The 15,578-nt window shown below is 34.4% G+C and carries 23 protein-coding genes; 6 read left to right on the plus strand and 17 right to left on the minus strand.

Annotated features, from left to right (window positions below):
- Positions 1–32: 32 nt before the first annotated feature.
- Positions 33–1,052, minus strand: coding sequence for a hypothetical protein (locus tag ACY2IJ_RS02420; RefSeq protein ID WP_476725579.1), 1,020 nt, complete (start codon positions 1,050–1,052; stop codon positions 33–35).
- 173 nt (positions 1,053–1,225) lie between these two features.
- Here ACY2IJ_RS02420 and ACY2IJ_RS02425 point away from each other — a divergent pair, with 173 nt between their 5' ends.
- The 6 genes from ACY2IJ_RS02425 to ACY2IJ_RS02450 all read left to right on the plus strand — a co-directional run bounded on the left by ACY2IJ_RS02425 (position 1,226) and on the right by ACY2IJ_RS02450 (position 7,447).
- Positions 1,226–1,684, plus strand: coding sequence for a transcriptional regulator (locus ACY2IJ_RS02425; protein ID WP_476725580.1), 459 nt, complete (start codon positions 1,226–1,228; stop codon positions 1,682–1,684).
- A gap of 1 nt (position 1,685) precedes the next feature.
- Positions 1,686–3,215, plus strand: coding sequence for a hypothetical protein (locus tag ACY2IJ_RS02430; protein WP_476725581.1), 1,530 nt, complete (start codon positions 1,686–1,688; stop codon positions 3,213–3,215).
- Between the two features lie 2 nt (positions 3,216–3,217).
- Positions 3,218–3,628, plus strand: coding sequence for a phage protein Gp36 family protein (locus ACY2IJ_RS02435; protein ID WP_476725582.1), 411 nt, complete (start codon positions 3,218–3,220; stop codon positions 3,626–3,628).
- 1 nt (position 3,629) lies between these two features.
- Positions 3,630–6,290: a phage portal protein family protein gene (locus tag ACY2IJ_RS02440; RefSeq protein ID WP_476725583.1), complete on the plus strand. Its 2,661-nt coding sequence runs from the start codon at positions 3,630–3,632 to the stop codon at positions 6,288–6,290.
- Between the two features lie 138 nt (positions 6,291–6,428).
- Positions 6,429–6,935 carry a phage virion morphogenesis family protein gene (locus ACY2IJ_RS02445; RefSeq protein ID WP_476725584.1) on the plus strand — a complete coding sequence of 169 codons (507 nt, stop codon included), beginning with the start codon at positions 6,429–6,431 and terminating at the stop codon, positions 6,933–6,935.
- Between the two features lie 2 nt (positions 6,936–6,937).
- Complete coding sequence (locus ACY2IJ_RS02450; protein ID WP_476725585.1) at positions 6,938–7,447, plus strand: hypothetical protein; 510 nt, start codon at positions 6,938–6,940, stop codon at positions 7,445–7,447.
- Here ACY2IJ_RS02450 and ACY2IJ_RS02455 read toward each other — a convergent pair.
- The 16 genes from ACY2IJ_RS02455 to ACY2IJ_RS02530 all read right to left on the minus strand — a co-directional run bounded on the left by ACY2IJ_RS02455 (position 7,444) and on the right by ACY2IJ_RS02530 (position 15,528).
- Positions 7,444–7,761 carry a hypothetical protein gene (locus ACY2IJ_RS02455; protein WP_476725586.1) on the minus strand — a complete coding sequence of 106 codons (318 nt, stop codon included), beginning with the start codon at positions 7,759–7,761 and terminating at the stop codon, positions 7,444–7,446. The two genes, ACY2IJ_RS02450 and ACY2IJ_RS02455, sit on opposite strands and share 4 nt — an antisense overlap.
- A 214-nt stretch (positions 7,762–7,975) precedes the next feature.
- The gene (locus ACY2IJ_RS02460; RefSeq protein WP_476725587.1) at positions 7,976–8,155 is read right to left on the minus strand and encodes a hypothetical protein; all 180 of its coding nucleotides are present in this window, start codon (positions 8,153–8,155) and stop codon (positions 7,976–7,978) included.
- Between the two features lie 118 nt (positions 8,156–8,273).
- Positions 8,274–8,834, minus strand: a complete 561-nt coding sequence (locus ACY2IJ_RS02465) for a DUF4468 domain-containing protein (RefSeq protein ID WP_476725588.1) — start codon at positions 8,832–8,834, stop codon at positions 8,274–8,276.
- A 251-nt stretch (positions 8,835–9,085) separates the two neighbouring features.
- On the minus strand, positions 9,086–9,463 hold the full coding sequence (locus ACY2IJ_RS02470) for a hypothetical protein (protein ID WP_476725589.1): 378 nt from the start codon (positions 9,461–9,463) through the stop codon (positions 9,086–9,088).
- 124 nt (positions 9,464–9,587) lie between these two features.
- Complete coding sequence (locus ACY2IJ_RS02475; protein ID WP_476725590.1) at positions 9,588–9,800, minus strand: hypothetical protein; 213 nt, start codon at positions 9,798–9,800, stop codon at positions 9,588–9,590.
- Positions 9,801–9,808: 8 nt separating this feature from the next.
- Complete coding sequence (locus ACY2IJ_RS02480; protein WP_476725591.1) at positions 9,809–10,138, minus strand: DUF7220 family protein; 330 nt, start codon at positions 10,136–10,138, stop codon at positions 9,809–9,811.
- Complete coding sequence (locus ACY2IJ_RS02485) at positions 10,128–10,391, minus strand: hypothetical protein (protein WP_476725592.1); 264 nt, start codon at positions 10,389–10,391, stop codon at positions 10,128–10,130. The genes ACY2IJ_RS02480 and ACY2IJ_RS02485 overlap by 11 nt, the downstream gene beginning before the upstream one ends.
- Positions 10,392–10,500: 109 nt before the next feature.
- Complete coding sequence (locus tag ACY2IJ_RS02490; RefSeq protein ID WP_476725593.1) at positions 10,501–10,956, minus strand: hypothetical protein; 456 nt, start codon at positions 10,954–10,956, stop codon at positions 10,501–10,503.
- Positions 10,953–11,270: a hypothetical protein gene (locus ACY2IJ_RS02495; RefSeq protein WP_476725594.1), complete on the minus strand. Its 318-nt coding sequence runs from the start codon at positions 11,268–11,270 to the stop codon at positions 10,953–10,955. Before ACY2IJ_RS02495 ends, ACY2IJ_RS02490 begins: the two co-directional genes overlap by 4 nt.
- A 162-nt stretch (positions 11,271–11,432) precedes the next feature.
- Positions 11,433–12,050 carry a hypothetical protein gene (locus tag ACY2IJ_RS02500; protein WP_476725595.1) on the minus strand — a complete coding sequence of 206 codons (618 nt, stop codon included), beginning with the start codon at positions 12,048–12,050 and terminating at the stop codon, positions 11,433–11,435.
- Positions 12,051–12,062: 12 nt separating this feature from the next.
- A complete protein-coding gene (locus ACY2IJ_RS02505; RefSeq protein ID WP_476725596.1) occupies positions 12,063–12,443 on the minus strand; it encodes a hypothetical protein in 381 nt (126 codons plus the stop codon).
- Between the two features lie 137 nt (positions 12,444–12,580).
- Positions 12,581–13,249 carry a hypothetical protein gene (locus ACY2IJ_RS02510; protein ID WP_476725597.1) on the minus strand — a complete coding sequence of 223 codons (669 nt, stop codon included), beginning with the start codon at positions 13,247–13,249 and terminating at the stop codon, positions 12,581–12,583.
- Positions 13,250–13,252: 3 nt separating this feature from the next.
- On the minus strand, positions 13,253–13,897 hold the full coding sequence (locus ACY2IJ_RS02515) for a DUF3164 family protein (protein WP_476725598.1): 645 nt from the start codon (positions 13,895–13,897) through the stop codon (positions 13,253–13,255).
- Positions 13,888–14,277, minus strand: coding sequence for a helix-turn-helix domain-containing protein (locus ACY2IJ_RS02520; protein WP_476725599.1), 390 nt, complete (start codon positions 14,275–14,277; stop codon positions 13,888–13,890). The genes ACY2IJ_RS02515 and ACY2IJ_RS02520 overlap by 10 nt, the downstream gene beginning before the upstream one ends.
- Entirely contained in the window at positions 14,270–14,659 is a 390-nt protein-coding gene (locus ACY2IJ_RS02525) for a hypothetical protein (protein WP_476725600.1), read from the minus strand. Before ACY2IJ_RS02525 ends, ACY2IJ_RS02520 begins: the two co-directional genes overlap by 8 nt.
- Positions 14,659–15,528 carry an AAA family ATPase gene (locus ACY2IJ_RS02530; RefSeq protein WP_476725601.1) on the minus strand — a complete coding sequence of 290 codons (870 nt, stop codon included), beginning with the start codon at positions 15,526–15,528 and terminating at the stop codon, positions 14,659–14,661. The genes ACY2IJ_RS02525 and ACY2IJ_RS02530 overlap by 1 nt, the downstream gene beginning before the upstream one ends.
- Between the last annotated feature and the right edge of the window lie 50 nt (positions 15,529–15,578).

The raw sequence follows: 15,578 nt of genomic DNA on the forward strand, positions 1-15,578 counted from the left end.
AAATGTTTTTAAAGCCTTATAAATACTAGCTTTTACTTTTCTTGCCAGTCTTTGTCAAACTCTTCTTTGTACTTGGTTTTAAACAAGTCAAAATTGTCGGCCTTTAATTTTACCAACAGTCCTTGTTTGTCTAATTCTTTCCACGAAAGCGTTTGCATTTTGTCCTCCGTTGCTGGTTTTTCAATAGTCCCCATGACATCAGGATTTTTTGCCATTCCGTCTAAAACAGCCTTTGTACCATCATAATCTTTGGTGGCTAATTTTACCCAGCCTTCCTTTTGGTCTGCCGTAATTTTTTTATCGTCAAAAGCATCATCTACCAACGTTTGAATTTTGGTATCCATTTTCAACTTTACTTCAGCCTTGTACTTGGTTTCAAACTCGGTGGCATTGTCCTCCGCAGCTTTCTTTTCTTGGCTCAATGTGGCAATGGTATTTTTTTGCGTTGCAGCAAGCGTTACCAATCCATTAATTTTTGCCAAAAACTCTTCATCTTTAGCATCTTCGTTTAAACCAAGCTTTACCGCCAAGTCTGATGCTTTTAATTGAACTAGTTTCATATTTGTATCGGGTTTTAAAAATTGTTTCTCTATTTGAGCCAAAGACAGCGTGATGAGATTATCGCTCGTGTCGTACAATGCTATTTCTACAGCTCCAGCGTTAGAACTTATATCCACAATACTGATCTCTTTTAGTACCGACCTTACCAGCCATAACTCACCATCTATCTTTTTCCATTCCAACGGAAGCAATCCAGCCGATAAAGCTCTAAGCGTTCCGTTCTCTAGTTTTTTATAAAGTGTTAATGCAAAATCGTCCGTATCATCTAAGGTTAAGGCACAGGTTAATTTGTTGGCCTCAAACTTTAAATCCAAAGCATTACCAACGGGTAAAATTTCTGTTTTTACATCGCCTTTTGGACGTTTATGCATCCATAAAAGAACTGGGTTGCCATTGTATTCATCAATTTGAATTCCTGAGGTTAATACATGAAAACCATCCATGTTTTTACGCTCATCAGACACCACATATCTTTTGTTTACTTTTTTCATTTACGTGCTATTTACACAGCAAATTAATGGGGCTTTTTAGCCTAAAAAAAATTCAGAATTTGTAAGCATGTAGTAACTGTATGCTAAGCATACACTGTGGTGTATGCTTACAGAAAAGCAATTTTAAAACAGCCTGTTGTTAGTGCAACTTTGTGCCATATATAGTTACTGTTATGGCAAAAAAAAGACTTACAAAAGATGAAATTAGAGCCCGTTTAGACTGGGCTAAAACAGAAATTACCCGAAACAATTTAAGTCAAAAAGAAGCCTCCGAAAAAGTGGGACTAAGCGTAGTAACTATTAATAAATATTACCACGAAGAGAACTGGGAGAAGTACAAAAAAAACCTATTGCTTACCCGTGAAGAGCAAATGGCCAATTTGTACGATGAGTTAACCGAAATTAACGAGTATATTAAAACATTGCCCGAAGGTCAACGCTTTGCCGACAGCAAACTAGGAGATGTACGTAGAAAACTGGTAAAGGACATTAAGGAATTGGAAACCACTGCCAGCCTGCCCGAGATTATTCATGCCTCTCAAAAAATAATGGAGTTTATCCGAAAAATAGATTTAACCAAAGCACAGGAGTTTTCGGGCTATGTAGATGCTTATATAAAATCCCAATTGTAACATGAGTAAAGTAGATGACAAAAGAGCTCTAGACCAATGGGAGAAGTATTTAAAAGCATTAAAACGTGCTACTGTAATAGATACTACCGAAACAGCCGAAGAGCGTTTAAAAAGAATTGAATATTTAGAAGCCAACCCTGAAGAATGGTTTAAATATTACTTTCCTAATTATTACAGTTCCGAACCTGCAGATTTTCATAAAAAATCTACTAAAAGAGTTTTAAACAATCCTGAATATTACGAAGTACGTGTATGGTCTCGTGAGTTGGCAAAATCTGCTCGTACCATGATGGAATTTACCTATTTAGCTCTTACAGGTAAAAAACGTTTTTTCATCATTGCATCGGCCAGCGAGGGAGCAGCTACCAAATTATTAAAGCCTTACAAACTCAACTTTGAAAATAACCAGCGTATTATAAACGATTATGGTAAGCAACAAACGTTGGGAGATTGGACAGACAGTGCTTTTACCATAAAAGCTGGTGCCACCTTTATTGCTTTAGGTGCTGGACAATCGCCTCGTGGATTGAGAAACGAAGAAATTAGACCCGATGCCATTTCTGTAGATGATTTTGATACGGATGAAATTTGTAGAAATCCCGATAGAGTGCAACAAAACTGGGATTGGCTAGAACAAGCCCTGTTTGCCACCCGATCTATTTCTAAACCTTTATTAATTATTTTCTGCGGAAACATCATTGCCGAGGAATGTTGTATGAAAAAAGCCGTTAAGGTTGCAAAAAAACTAAAAACAGGCGGACATGTACAAGTAGTAAATATTAGAGATAAAAACGGAATATCTACATGGCCAAACAAAAACACAGAAGCAAACATAGATCGTGTGCTCTCTTTAATTTCTTGGTCATCGGCACAAAAAGAGTATTTCAATACACCTATTACAGAGGGTAAAGTATTTAAAAAACTACACTATGGTAAAATAAAGCCATTACACATGTATAAGTTTTTAGTAGCCTATACAGACCCTAGTTACAAGAAAAAAGGAGATTACAAAGCCACCTGTTTAATTGGTAAATGGAAAGATGAGTATCACGTAATTAAAATGTACTGTGCCAAAACTACCACCGCCAAAATGATTGACTGGTACTATGAAATAAAAGCCTTTGTAGGCGATAAAGTTCCCGTGTATTACTACATAGAATACCCTTGGATTGATGAACCGCTAAAAATAGAATTAAAGGCAGCAAACAAAAGACATGGAACATTTATAAATCCTGTGCCCGATGAACGTAATAAGCCTGATAAATACTATCGTATTGACACCAATTTAGAGCCTTTAAACCGTAACGGTAAATTGATATTTAATGAAGATTTACAAGGCACGGAAAATATGGAAGCAGCCGAAGGTCAGTTTTTAGCACTTAGCCCAAACAGCAGCAACAAAGTAAACGATGATGCTCCTGATAGTGTGGAAGGTGGTAAATACATAGTAGATTCTAAAACCATGAGCAACGCAACCATGATAGATGCCATAGGACATCACAGAGGAAGTATCAACGCTAAAAAATATTAATCATGTTACAAATACAAGATTTTAACACACACCTATACACCGAAGTCATTAACGTTATTAGCCGTGATGATAACCAAGTATTGCAAACTGCCATTAACGCTGCAGAAAGCGAAGCTAAAGGCTATTTATCAAGATACAACATAGAAGAACTGTTTAATGCTACTGGAGAAGATAGAGATCCAATTCTTTTAATGTTTTTAAAAGATATGGCTATATGGCATTTTATTGTAGTCGCAAACCCTAGTGTAGATATTGAGTATAGAAGAGACCGCTACAACGATGCTAAAGATTGGCTGGTAAAAATTCAAACAGGAAAAGTAAGCCCCGTAGGCTGGAACTACGCAAACAATACCGAAGAGCCTGCTCCTGAAATACATGTAACATCAAGTCCTAAACGAGAAACCCATTTTTAACATGAAAACCGAAAAAAAAATAAACGTAAAAAAAGCTGGAGAAGCTCCAAAAAGCGTTGTCGTTCAGCAAATAGATGTTAGACCTAACAACAGAACCACACAAGACGTACCCAAATGGCGAAGCGCTTTACAAAGTGCCGAAGCTCGTACGCCTCGCAGAACCTTGTTGTATGATTTGTATGCTGATACTGTATTGGACGATCAGGTAATAGCTGTATGGGGAAAACGTTTAGATGCTGTTACAACAGCAAACTGGCAGTTTTTAGACAGTGATGGTGTTCCTGTTGACGCTATCAATCAAATGATAGATTCTATTGGTTTTGATGAATTGTTAGAAGAAATTTTAAACGCTAAAGCTTGGGGATATTCTATGTTTGAGCCTAAATTCTTTTTAAATCCTAGCGGAAAATGGGAAGTTACGCCAAACTTAATTCCTCGCCTAAACATGAGACCCGAAAAAGGAATTGTGGCATATCAAGCTACAGGCGATGATGGTATTAATATTCGTGAAGGAAATTACACCAAAACCATTATGGAGGTTGGAAAAGAAAAAGACTTAGGTTTATTACTTCCTGCTAGCTTACCCGTAATTTTAAAACGTGGTGGTATTGGAGATTATGCTATGTTCGTGCAAGTATTTGGTAGCCCCATAGTAGATGCTCTTTGGGATGGATTTGATCCTAAACAAAGACTTGAATTGTTAAACGCCATTAAAGAAATGGGAAATGGTGGGGCTTTAATAAGACCACAAGGAACTGAAATAAAGCTGCTAGAAAACAAACAAGCTGGTAACGAGCCACACAGCAACTTTTTAAACTTTTTAAATAAGTGTATTAGTAAGGTATTATTAGGAACTACAGAAACTACCGAGAGCAGTAATACAAGTGGTTACGCACAAAGTAAAACCCACGAAAACCAAGACAACAAAAAACACGATGCTGACATTACATTTGTCCGTAAGGTATTAAACTCACGTTTTATTAAGGTATTAGAAGCTCATGGCTTTGATACTGCAGGTGGAGAGTTTGATGTAAAAGGAGAAGATACCAGTCTAACTACTAAGGAAATGTTTGAAATGTACATGGAAATGAAAGCAAAAGGAATTCCTATTGATGATGATTTCTTTTACGAAACCTTTGGTGTTCCCAAACCTGATAATTACGACGCACTAAAAAAACAACATCAAGCAGCACCTCCTGAACCACCAAAAAACAAAAAGGTAGATGTTACTGGTAAAGAAGCTAAAAAAGAACCCAAAGAAAAAGAGGTAAAACTTAGCTGGAAACAACGTTTTATAAACTTATCAAGTTTTTTTCTAAACGCCCCAGCGGAAACGACTGGGGCGAACAAACCGACATGTTGTGGAAATCACCACATGATTAAATTAAGTGCTTCAGACAGTTTTAAAAACGCTGAACTGATCAACCGAATTGCAGATAGTAATGGAACATTAACGTTTGACAAAAATTTGTTTGATTTTACCAGCAGTACCCTTTTAAAAGCTTTTTATAAAGGTTTTAAAAAGGAACTAGAAACATTGGCCTACAACGTTGGTTTTGAGTTTGACACCGATGATCCTGCCATGCTTACTGCGTTTGAACAAAACCTTTTTCGCTTTGCAGGAACTAAGTCTTTAGCATTAACACAAGAACTAAATCAGTTGTTTAGAAACGCTAAAAACTTTGATGAATTCTATCAGCAAGCTTTAGCAAGAACGGATGTACACAATAAAATGTGGCTGGAAACAGAATACAACACCGCTTTGTTAACTGGAGAAGCTGCAGCAACGTATCATAGGCTAATGGCACAAGCCGACATATTTCCATATTGGGAATACAAAACCGTAGGCGATGATAGAGTAAGAGCCGAACACCAAAAATTAGACGGAATAATTCTGTCAGCTAAAGATGAACGTTGGAACAAACTATTTCCTCCTAACGGATGGAGCTGTAGATGTTATATTGTACCTAGATTACGTAATGAGGTTACAGATGAAAAGTTAACAGAATCTAAACTAAAAGCCGATAACTACTTAAAAAGCAAAACATTTGCTAAGGAGGTAGAAACGGGCTGGGGTGTTAATAGAGCTTTATTAAAAGAAGTCTTTACAGCCAATCAAATATACATGGTAAAACATCCAAATAAATCATCTAAAAACATCAACAATTTAGGAGCTAATGATTTTAATTTAAAAAGTTACAGTCAAGCTAAAAAAATAGCAAGTGAAAATTACCCAAAGTACCAGGGAACTAGTCAACAGTTTTATGATGCATTAAATGAATTTAATGGGGTAAAAATAATCAGAGATTACAACAACAGACCTCTCCATATTGTAAGAGACGATTACGAAAGGCACATTAACAAAACAGATGACAGAGTAATTCTTTTAAATGCTTTACAAGACACGTTACAAAATCCTGATGAAGTATGGTCTTTAGCAGACAGACCTCAGAAAGCAGTTGAAGCTGAGAAAAAAGAAAAAAAGTACAAGGCTAAAATTTACAATGAAGTAACCTATTTAAAATACTATTTAGACGAAACAATACTTGTAAAAACACATTTAAGAAATGGAGTGCTTGAAATTAAAACATGGGTAAACCTATGGGAAAAGAAAAAGATTATAGAAAGCTACAGAAAAGGGCTATTGATTCAAAACAAATAAAAAAGGCCTTGTACTAATACAAGGCCTTTATGGGTTGACTAATTTACCTCACGACTCTATGCACAATGAAACCTCCATAACCCACTAGGTTGATTTCATCTCACCAAGATAAAAAAGCTTATCACAAAGATACACAAAATGAGTGCACAACAACAAATAAACAATTGGTTTGCAAACTGGGAACACAAGTTTGAAACTGCTGTACCTAATATTATTGCAGAAACTGCTACAGAATATTATCAGGAAAGCTTTAAAAAAGAAAATTGGAACAATGTGCCTTGGCAACCATTAAACCCTAAATACGCAAGTAAAAAAACTCGTGGAGCGGGCAGAATATTAACCGCTAGTGGAATTATGCAACGATCCATTAGGCCAACAACAGTTACCAGTGCAAAAATTGTAATATCTGCAGGTAACAGCAAAGTACCATATGCTAGGCTGCATAATTTTGGTGGCAGACAAAGAGGAACTCGAAAAGTACGTAGTTACACCAATACAAATTTTATGGGTAAAGGTAAACGAGTAAACATTAGAGCACACACCCGAAACGTCAACTACATTGTTCCTAAACGTCAATTTATGGGACATAGTAATATTTTAAATCAAAGAATTATAACTCGCCTTAAAACGGCTTTTAATCAATAACTATGGAGAATTTATACATCATTATTATAGAACGTTTAATTTTTGCTTTTCCCGAGCTAAAATGGATTGATATTAATAAGGGACAAATGAGAGAAGAAAGGCCTCCTGTGGCTTTCCCTTGTGCTTTAGTAAACATCAATATGCCTAATTGTAAAAACTTAAACGATGTACAACAACATTGCAAAGCTTTTGTAACCATTGATCTTTGTTTTGATTTTACTGCCAACAGATCTGCCAGTGCTTTTTCTGTTGAAGAACGCAAAAAAAGTTTTGAATACTTGGCTTTAAGCCGTAAGCTATATCAAAAATTACAAGGTTGGGAAGCGGAAGGACTTAGTCCTTTGAGTAGAGTTAGTACAGACGAGCCGTTAATTAGAAATGGTTATAAAATAACTGCTAGTACTTTTGCTGTAGAGTTTAAGGATGAAAGTTTTAAACCTTTGTATTTGTCAGATAATTTTGGAAACCAAATAAACAACGGAGGTTTTCCAATACAAGTAAACACCATTTAAGACCAGTTAAACCAAGGGTATAACTTTTTTAATTCTGTGGTACTAGTTTGATTTTCTATCAGCTCTTTTATCTGTTGCTCCTGTTCCATTAAAATCCCTACAATGGTATTGGGAGTAATATAAAATTCATTGTACAAAGCCATTAAACAATCATCGTAAAGCTTTCGAAGTATTTCTGCATGATAGTAGTACCTACACCCCATAATAATGGCTCTACGCTCTAACGATGCGTTTCTTTGACTCTTTTTACCAATATTATCAGGTATAGAGCTTTTTATTAATTGTGTATGTAGTTTGTGTTTTCCTCTAGTCATGGCTACTACAAAAATAAGCCAAGAACTTTGGGAGTAAAAAAAGAGTTACACAACAAAACTGCCTGTTTTTACAAAAACCTAGTGTTTACATGGTTTACAGCGTTTTTTACTGCACATACCCCTATGTTTTGGGTAGTATAAAAGCACAAAACCCCTTGTTTTATAAAACCCATAAAAAAGCAAAAGCCCCTACTTTCGTAGAGGCTTTTTTTATTTAAGTAAATTCACACAATATCCAATGTCCAATATCAACTTGATCTGTTACATAAACTTCGAGACCTAAAAAGGGATACTTCATTTTAGTGTAGCTTTCCATTTTTTGAGGTTGCTTATTTAAGGTATGGTTCATTATAACACCATATTTTAATACTTCATCAGGTTCATTATAACTCATAGCAAGCGATGAGATGTATTTGAAGTCTAAAGGATGACATTTTAAGTATGTAGGTCTCTTAAAGTGTTTTTCCATATAATCCAATTTAGCCTGTGTAACTGATTGAAATGTTAATTGTTTACCACTCATTTTTTTGCTGATTAAAAATTGCTTTTAAAAAACTTAGTTCTTTGTTTGCAAATGTATTTAAATCTTCTAGAGCTTTCTTATACTTTACAGATCCATCTTTATTAAACACTCCAAACCTGCTTCCAGACATTGAAAACTTTTGATATCCAACGTACATGGTTTGCAATTCGTCTCTTGTAGAATAAGTTGTCATATTACAAATGGGAGCTTCCACCTTCATTTTTCCATCTTTAAACTGTAACATGAGGTTGTATTTATTTTCAAACGTATGAAAAGAGTTTCTTCTTATTCTTTGATTATCTATTGCATGAATGTTTACAGATTCACTTTCTACTACGCTTAAAACATCTTTTGAGGACTTAAAAACGCCATTATAAGCTATCAAAGTAGCCTTATATATCTCCTCCTTGGTTTTGTTAGGAAATTCTAACACCACATAATCTTTTGTAGGATCTTGCTCATTTACAAAGCCCGCAGGAGTTAATTTAAAGGTTTGAGCATTCATAAATAAGCTCATTAAACCAAATACAACAATTATTATACTTTTCATAATACTATTTTTTTTCAAAGTTAATACTAAAATCTAATTATGCTATTTAGCATATATTTTGTTTTATATGCTGATTAAGGTATATTTATTAAATGAATAATTTTAGACAAAACAGACATTACGTAGGCTTAATAGGAGTTATTATATTAATAATACTTAGCTTACTAGCTGAACTATATAAGTGGCTGTTTTAAAAAAAGGTATTGTTATCCGTTGTTCAAGCCAATTAATTAAAAAAGGCTGAATCGTAGCTACTCTTTAAAATCTAATTCAGTTTGATTTATTTCTAATTCTATATATTTTTTACAAATCAAAACAACTTGCTCCCAGTAATCATCTTCAATAGCACTTTCGAAACTGTCAAACAAATCTGAATCACCCTCACAAAGAACGCAATTACTATCATTCTCCAAATGTCTTCTGTAAACTTGAAATGAATAATGTTTACCATAAAAAGTAGATTCAAAAAAATAAACCTCTCCTTTTATGTCTTTTGGCTCATCCCAATCATTAACATTTACATGTTCTAATTTAATTGTTAAGTTTTCACTCATTTGAAACCTAGAACATAATAAGTCTAAAGGCTCATTAAAATTGTTAAACGCTTTTTTTAATACTTCTAATTCCATGATTTATTTTTTTAAGTTATTTAAGTTGTTATGCATTTGGCTTTCTACGGCAGCCACAGCCTTTTTTAATCAACTGGCAAGAACACCGCATAAAAAACATTTCACGATTTTTTATACATGTCAGTTATACACCACTTAACCAATCAACATCAATCGGTTGATATAGATAATCACTTTCAGTTACTTTTCTACGCTTACACCACTTGCATTCATAATATTTATTGATTACACCTCTTTGATATATCCAATTGTGGATTCCAATTTTACAAAAACGATGTATAACAAATGCTGTAATGCAAGCCTTGGTTTGTGCAGATTTGGTGAGTAATCTTTTCATACATTCAATTATTTAGTTTTTAAAGTCTCTTTTAGCTCTTTAATTTCAGCTCTTAACACCTCCATTTCTCCAAGTGTTTGCAATAGTTTTTTGTAGTACGTTAAATTCATTTCTGCACTTTTGCCCTTACTACAAGTTTTCTTATTAAACCACCTTCTAATTACATAACCCCTTATAATGCTTATTATGGTATAAAAAACAGTAATACCAACGTTTTTAATGGGAGAGCTTTCAAAGCCAAATAAGGGCATTACAAAAAAGGTACTGGCCAAGCTTACTATAAAACCTACACCAGTATTGGTGCAGGTTTCTATAATTGATTGTTTTTTAGTTTGCATTTGTTACAAGCTTTAAATTCGTGCATCTAACACCATAAATAGCAACCTTAGTTAAAGGATCTATAACATCAAACATGTATTGGTTTAAGTTTTCTCCTTTTTCTATTATTCGTTGAGATTTACCAGTTATAGCAACTGTTGTATTCTTTAGAATAGTCTCTCCTCCAATATTACTTACATCTTTAAGTAATATTGCTTTTACACCCTCCCAATTAGACGATGATTTTCCTTTGTAAATTGATTCTTTTATCATTTATTTTTTTTTTAATCGTTAAACATGATATCTAAAGCCAGTAATATAAAAACCGCTAACGCAACGGCTATCTCTGGATATTCATTAAGTAGTTCAAAAAAATTTCTCATCAGCCTAGTGTATTAAAATCATCTTCAAACATTCTTTTGTTTAAAAACGTTGCTGGATAAGCTTTGTCTATGGTTTTTTTGCGGTGCAAGTACCCATCATACTCTTTTATTTTTTTTAGAGCTGTTAACTTATCGGCCTTACTTAGTCTATTCCAAGCCTTTTCTGCCGTGTGTTTAGATACTTTTTTATTGTAAAGGCTGTAAAAAGCCTCAAAACTTATATCAGGTTCCCCCTTTATTACCTCTAAATTTTTAAGAGGAATTATATGAGAATTCATATCTCTTTCTAAATATGGAAAACGTTGGGGTTGAAAAAGCCATTGTACTTGTTTAGGGCTTAACTCTCCCTCTTCCAATATCCATTCCTTTAAAAAGCCGTTTAAATCGTATTTAAACACCCAAACATTAGGAAAGTTTTTGCCTTTTACGGTGTAAGTGGTTAGTAAATCTTTCATGCTGTTAGTTGGTTTATTTTATCGGTTACCATTCTTACGGTGTTGCGTTGGTACTCCGTGTTACACAATTCAAAACTATTTCTAAGAAGTTGCTCAAATACAATGGCTTCGTACACCTCGTAGGTTATTTTAAACTCGCCTACCTTATAGGTTCTGTCTACCTGCCTTTTTCTAAGTTTTTGTATTAACTGCTTGGCTATTGCGTGGTTTTTGGTTTCTTCTTGTGTTTTGGGCAAGGCCTTTAAAGCTTGGTCTAAAATGTTTATCACAATAGCCAATTTGCTTTCATCGTATACTATTTTAATTTTTTCCATTTTCTACTTTTTTAGGTGGTGGTTGAAAAGCCGCTAAATATCCATCGGGGTAAACAAGCACATAGCTTTCTAGTTTACACCTAAGCGGGAGCGTTCTTATTAATATTTGGTCTACTGGTACCAGTTCCGCTGTTTTACTGTTGTTTCTAAATAATTTTATCATTACAGGCCTTTTATTAGTTTATCTACTTCTATTAAAAATTCGTAATTACCCATTTTTTGTATAGCCTCTGCCGTATTTTTATACCCCAAATACTTGGCACAAACTGTGTTTACCTTTTCCTTGGTTTTGGCATTAATAATGGCCTCTTTAAACACTTTTTCGGGCTTAGTAATATAGTGTTGCTTAATTCGTAATATTGTCATTTGGCTAGTGTTATAGCTTTTTGCAATGGCCAATAATGTTTCCCCCTTTTTTATTCGCCTTAAAACTATTGGCAAATCAGCATCTTTAATCTTTGAGGTTTTATGTCTTTTGGTTCTACTGGTTCTAACTCTAGAACCTTGCTTGCCCCAAAATAAATTGGTGTGATGATCGTTATCGGGATTAAAATCTTTACGTTGTATGGTAAAGCTTAAATCGGGTCTCATATCATTGTAACACTCACACACTAATTTTGCCACACTATGCGTTCTACCCATAAAGTGCACATTTCTGTAGGCGTAATTGTTTCTGCCTTTTTTATGATAAGTTCTAGGAACTAAAGGCTTGTTTTTGTAAATGATTTCTGTACCATCTTCATTTACTTGTAAATCTTGTATAATTGGATGTTGTTTCATTTTTAAAAGGTTTTAAATGCTTTCTAAAAAGCTTTTATACATTTTCTCGAACACACTTACTACTTTGGGTAAATCTTGCAAAGGAATAGCGTTTAAAGGTTTGTGAGGGGTTGTATGCTTTACACACCAGCTGTCTATTCTTTTTATATCTACACTTCCATTGGACAACTCCCAGCTCATTTCATGAGCCATGGATAATATTTTGTTAACCATTTTATCTTTTTTACTAATACCGTTTAGCTCCTGTATTAAAGCTTGCGTTTCTTTATGGTTTAAGTTTTCTAGCTTGGTGGTTCTACCGTTGCTAAACCTGCGTGCCATGTTTATTTCTTCGGATGGAATTCCCTCTTTATACAAGAGAACTCTAACATATTTTACTTGTTTTTCGGTCATTTTTAATAAATCTTAGTGTTTACAAGGGGTGTAGCGTTTTTTATTGCACATACCCCCTTGTTTTCAGTTCCTTTTTTATACAAAACCCCTAAGTTTTGGCGGGGCTGTATTGCTTTTAGCCTAGTAGTTTGGCTAAGTTATTTTGCTAAGTTTTTGGTAAAAAACAGCGGGTTTCTGTGTCTAGCTTCCTGCTCCCAAACTACGTATGGCTCTGTACCTCCATATCTGTTTTTTTCAGGAAAAATAATATAGTCTTTTGCTAAAAAAATAGTTCCTCCATCAAAGGCTACTCTCTCACAAATACGCTTCTTAAAAGTTCCATTTTTAGAAGTATGCATTATAAAAACAAAACCTTTTTTATGCCCATACTTTTCCTTTAAAAACCTATAATCTTCCCAAGTAAAACCTGTATAATCAAAACTGTCTATAAATATATAATCCTCACTATTTCTCTTTTTTAACCTACTATCTAAATCTTCTAGTAGTGACACTCCATTTGGTATGTTTCCCAATGGATCTACAACTAAAAAATTACCATTGTGTTCTTCCATATTATTACGTATTGTCGCTAATTGCAAATCAGCTCCATGACGTTGTTCATAGCTCAACCACAACACTTTTCCTTTTGTCGCTAATAGCTTTGCAAGTTTTATACATCCTTCAGTTTTTCCATTTCCAGAAAAACCTCCAATAGACAAAATAAACGATGTTGTTAAGCTCCCCAGCAAGCCTTTAAACTCACTACCTTCTAAGTCTAAAAACTTAAATTTCTTTTGATGAAATTGCTTTATTCCTAATACTTTCATGGTCTATAAACTTGAAAATTGTAGACTGATATCATGCCATTTATCCATGTCATCTTTGTTGTAAGCTCTTAGGTAAAGTGCTGTGCCCACCACTACTTGATTTTCCTCTATAATCTTAAAATTCTTAGTTAATACAGGATCGTTAATTTTATTGACTTCAGCTCTTAGCTTAGATAGTAGTTTAGGATCGTAATCTCCAGCTCCATTTTTAGCCAAAATGGTATCTAAAAGGCTATATGCTACTTTAGAACGCTGTTCAAACTTGTCCTTAAAATATTCCTTAACCCCTTGTATTCCTACTAAAGCCTCTTCATTAAAGCCCATGCGTTCGGCTCTATCTACCACCACTTTTAAAGTTTTTGATTTGTTGGTTAAGCTAAATTGCTTTTGTTCTTTGGGCTCGGCATCTTGCAAATCAAACATTTCATTCCATAGAGCGTTCCCCTCTGTAACAGCATCTTTTTTAAGGTCGCTCATAATTTGCTGTAAGTCCATAAACTGAGACACCACCTCTCTTACAAAGTTTTCTTTTTTTTGCTCAAAGGCTTTTACTTTTTGCTCCTTAGCTTTTTTTTCTTGTTGCTCTACTTTTGCTAGGGCTTTTGCTAAATCTTCTTTACTTACTGATGTTAAATCTACTACTGACATTGTTTCTTTAATTTATAGTTAATACTTTCTAATTCTTTTTGTTTCTCGTATACAATGGCTGGCTCTTTACATATATTGGCGGTTAAAAAAGCTTCTAGTTCCTCCTTTTGTTTTGTTAATATACTTTGCTCTATACTCATGGCTTTTTGCTTAAATTTTGGATAGGTATTAATGTAAAATCCCATATCTCTAATGGCATCATACACGTAAACTCTGTCTATATTTAAAAGTGTTGCTATATACTTTTTACTTGCCGTGTTTCTTAAAAAATAACAGACCATTTTACGAACTTCGGGCAAATCTCCCTTTCGGCTTTTCCCTTTCAAATCCTGATACGTTACACCATAATAATTGGCTATTTCTATAATAATATCAAGCATGCTTTATTCTTTTAAATACAACTTCCGCCATCATGTGAGCATAGCTTTTTTCTAAGTGCAGGTTTGTTTGTGAAAAAATGTAACTATTGGGATTATTAAACTCTAGGTAAAATGCGTAGGTCTGTAGCTCCTTAGGCATGCTTAAAAACCTTTGGTCTCTTTTATGCCAATGGTTTTTCCACCAAGACCAAAACTCTTTGATTTCCGCCACTTTCTGAGTTTCTGAGTAATTACCCTCGGTTTCTAAATTTAAATAGCTAAAACCCATGTTAAACTGAATTCTACAATATTGCTCATGTGGTATACTTACAACCTGTTGAACTTGATCTTTTACCGACAAACTGCGTTGTTTTACGGCCTGAGTATGTGTGATTGTTTTCATTATGCAGACATTTTTAAATAAGCCATTACTTTAATTTTTACACTTCTTAAATCCCCCTCTGATGAATTGTATATTTCTGTGATAGTTTCCTCGTTGTATACTCCATTAGCTTTGCATACAGCAGCTACATCGTTCCTATTTGGTTTTGGCACTACCAAAAACAGCCTACCTATACGAGAGTGTATTTCGGGATACCCTTTTTTACCTTTTAAAACCCCATCTTCTATGCGTTTACGAAGGAACTCGGTTGCCTGTATAATTAGCCCACATTTATCTTCTAAGGCATTGTATAACGATATAAAGAAGTACAGTACCTTATCGTTTAACTTATCTGCCTCATCAATTATAATTAAGGGCTGTTCCAGCTTTAGCAAATGTTTAATAATGGCATTCATCATTTGAGCCAAGCTTTGTCCGTAGCCATTCTTTCCCATAAGGTTTAAAATTTCCTCTAAAAAAGTACGTGGTGTAAAATACTCGTTGCTCTTTATAACAAATACGTTACCCTCTGTTTGTGCTACTGCTGGAGTGGTTTTTCCATGACCCGTAGAGCCTACAATACCTAAGGTTTGAGAGTTTAATCTTGCGGCTGCATATGCTTGCTCTAAAAATAAATACCCCCTAATCGGTGCAATGTTCCACCCGTTACGAACCGACACCTGTTTTTGTAGGTTTCTCCAAGCATCATCACTTAAAGCTTCCCACTTTTTATTAAGTATTTGGCTTATATAGCTATTACTTACATTGGTTAACAATTTTGATGCTTTGTTGGCAGAACCCCCAGCCACATTTGCAATGTAGTTGCGTAAATCGTTGGTAATTTGTTCTTTGATTTCATCAGAAATCACTTCATTTGTAGTGTAAATCATTTTTTTACATTTTATTTGGAGTAGCTACTTGGCGGAGTAGCTGCTCTGTT

This window comes from Wenyingzhuangia gracilariae, assembly GCF_056387575.1.

What these genes read in the sequence shown, in the direction of transcription:
- ACY2IJ_RS02420 (WP_476725579.1), bottom strand. Translation starts at nt 1,052, where the DNA reads ATGAAAAAAGTAAACAAAAGATATGTGGTGTCTGATGAGCGTAAAAAC.
- ACY2IJ_RS02425 (WP_476725580.1), top strand. Translation starts at nt 1,226, where the DNA reads ATGGCAAAAAAAAGACTTACAAAAGATGAAATTAGAGCCCGTTTAGAC.
- ACY2IJ_RS02430 (WP_476725581.1), top strand. Translation starts at nt 1,686, where the DNA reads ATGAGTAAAGTAGATGACAAAAGAGCTCTAGACCAATGGGAGAAGTAT.
- ACY2IJ_RS02435 (WP_476725582.1), top strand. Translation starts at nt 3,218, where the DNA reads ATGTTACAAATACAAGATTTTAACACACACCTATACACCGAAGTCATT.
- ACY2IJ_RS02440 (WP_476725583.1), top strand. Translation starts at nt 3,630, where the DNA reads ATGAAAACCGAAAAAAAAATAAACGTAAAAAAAGCTGGAGAAGCTCCA.
- ACY2IJ_RS02445 (WP_476725584.1), top strand. Translation starts at nt 6,429, where the DNA reads ATGAGTGCACAACAACAAATAAACAATTGGTTTGCAAACTGGGAACAC.
- ACY2IJ_RS02450 (WP_476725585.1), top strand. Translation starts at nt 6,938, where the DNA reads ATGGAGAATTTATACATCATTATTATAGAACGTTTAATTTTTGCTTTT.
- ACY2IJ_RS02455 (WP_476725586.1), bottom strand. Translation starts at nt 7,761, where the DNA reads ATGACTAGAGGAAAACACAAACTACATACACAATTAATAAAAAGCTCT.
- ACY2IJ_RS02460 (WP_476725587.1), bottom strand. Translation starts at nt 8,155, where the DNA reads ATGAGTTATAATGAACCTGATGAAGTATTAAAATATGGTGTTATAATG.
- ACY2IJ_RS02465 (WP_476725588.1), bottom strand. Translation starts at nt 8,834, where the DNA reads ATGAAAAGTATAATAATTGTTGTATTTGGTTTAATGAGCTTATTTATG.
- ACY2IJ_RS02470 (WP_476725589.1), bottom strand. Translation starts at nt 9,463, where the DNA reads ATGGAATTAGAAGTATTAAAAAAAGCGTTTAACAATTTTAATGAGCCT.
- ACY2IJ_RS02475 (WP_476725590.1), bottom strand. Translation starts at nt 9,800, where the DNA reads ATGAAAAGATTACTCACCAAATCTGCACAAACCAAGGCTTGCATTACA.
- ACY2IJ_RS02480 (WP_476725591.1), bottom strand. Translation starts at nt 10,138, where the DNA reads ATGCAAACTAAAAAACAATCAATTATAGAAACCTGCACCAATACTGGT.
- ACY2IJ_RS02485 (WP_476725592.1), bottom strand. Translation starts at nt 10,391, where the DNA reads ATGATAAAAGAATCAATTTACAAAGGAAAATCATCGTCTAATTGGGAG.
- ACY2IJ_RS02490 (WP_476725593.1), bottom strand. Translation starts at nt 10,956, where the DNA reads ATGAAAGATTTACTAACCACTTACACCGTAAAAGGCAAAAACTTTCCT.
- ACY2IJ_RS02495 (WP_476725594.1), bottom strand. Translation starts at nt 11,270, where the DNA reads ATGGAAAAAATTAAAATAGTATACGATGAAAGCAAATTGGCTATTGTG.
- ACY2IJ_RS02500 (WP_476725595.1), bottom strand. Translation starts at nt 12,050, where the DNA reads ATGAAACAACATCCAATTATACAAGATTTACAAGTAAATGAAGATGGT.
- ACY2IJ_RS02505 (WP_476725596.1), bottom strand. Translation starts at nt 12,443, where the DNA reads ATGACCGAAAAACAAGTAAAATATGTTAGAGTTCTCTTGTATAAAGAG.
- ACY2IJ_RS02510 (WP_476725597.1), bottom strand. Translation starts at nt 13,249, where the DNA reads ATGAAAGTATTAGGAATAAAGCAATTTCATCAAAAGAAATTTAAGTTT.
- ACY2IJ_RS02515 (WP_476725598.1), bottom strand. Translation starts at nt 13,897, where the DNA reads ATGTCAGTAGTAGATTTAACATCAGTAAGTAAAGAAGATTTAGCAAAA.
- ACY2IJ_RS02520 (WP_476725599.1), bottom strand. Translation starts at nt 14,277, where the DNA reads ATGCTTGATATTATTATAGAAATAGCCAATTATTATGGTGTAACGTAT.
- ACY2IJ_RS02525 (WP_476725600.1), bottom strand. Translation starts at nt 14,659, where the DNA reads ATGAAAACAATCACACATACTCAGGCCGTAAAACAACGCAGTTTGTCG.
- ACY2IJ_RS02530 (WP_476725601.1), bottom strand. Translation starts at nt 15,528, where the DNA reads ATGATTTACACTACAAATGAAGTGATTTCTGATGAAATCAAAGAACAA.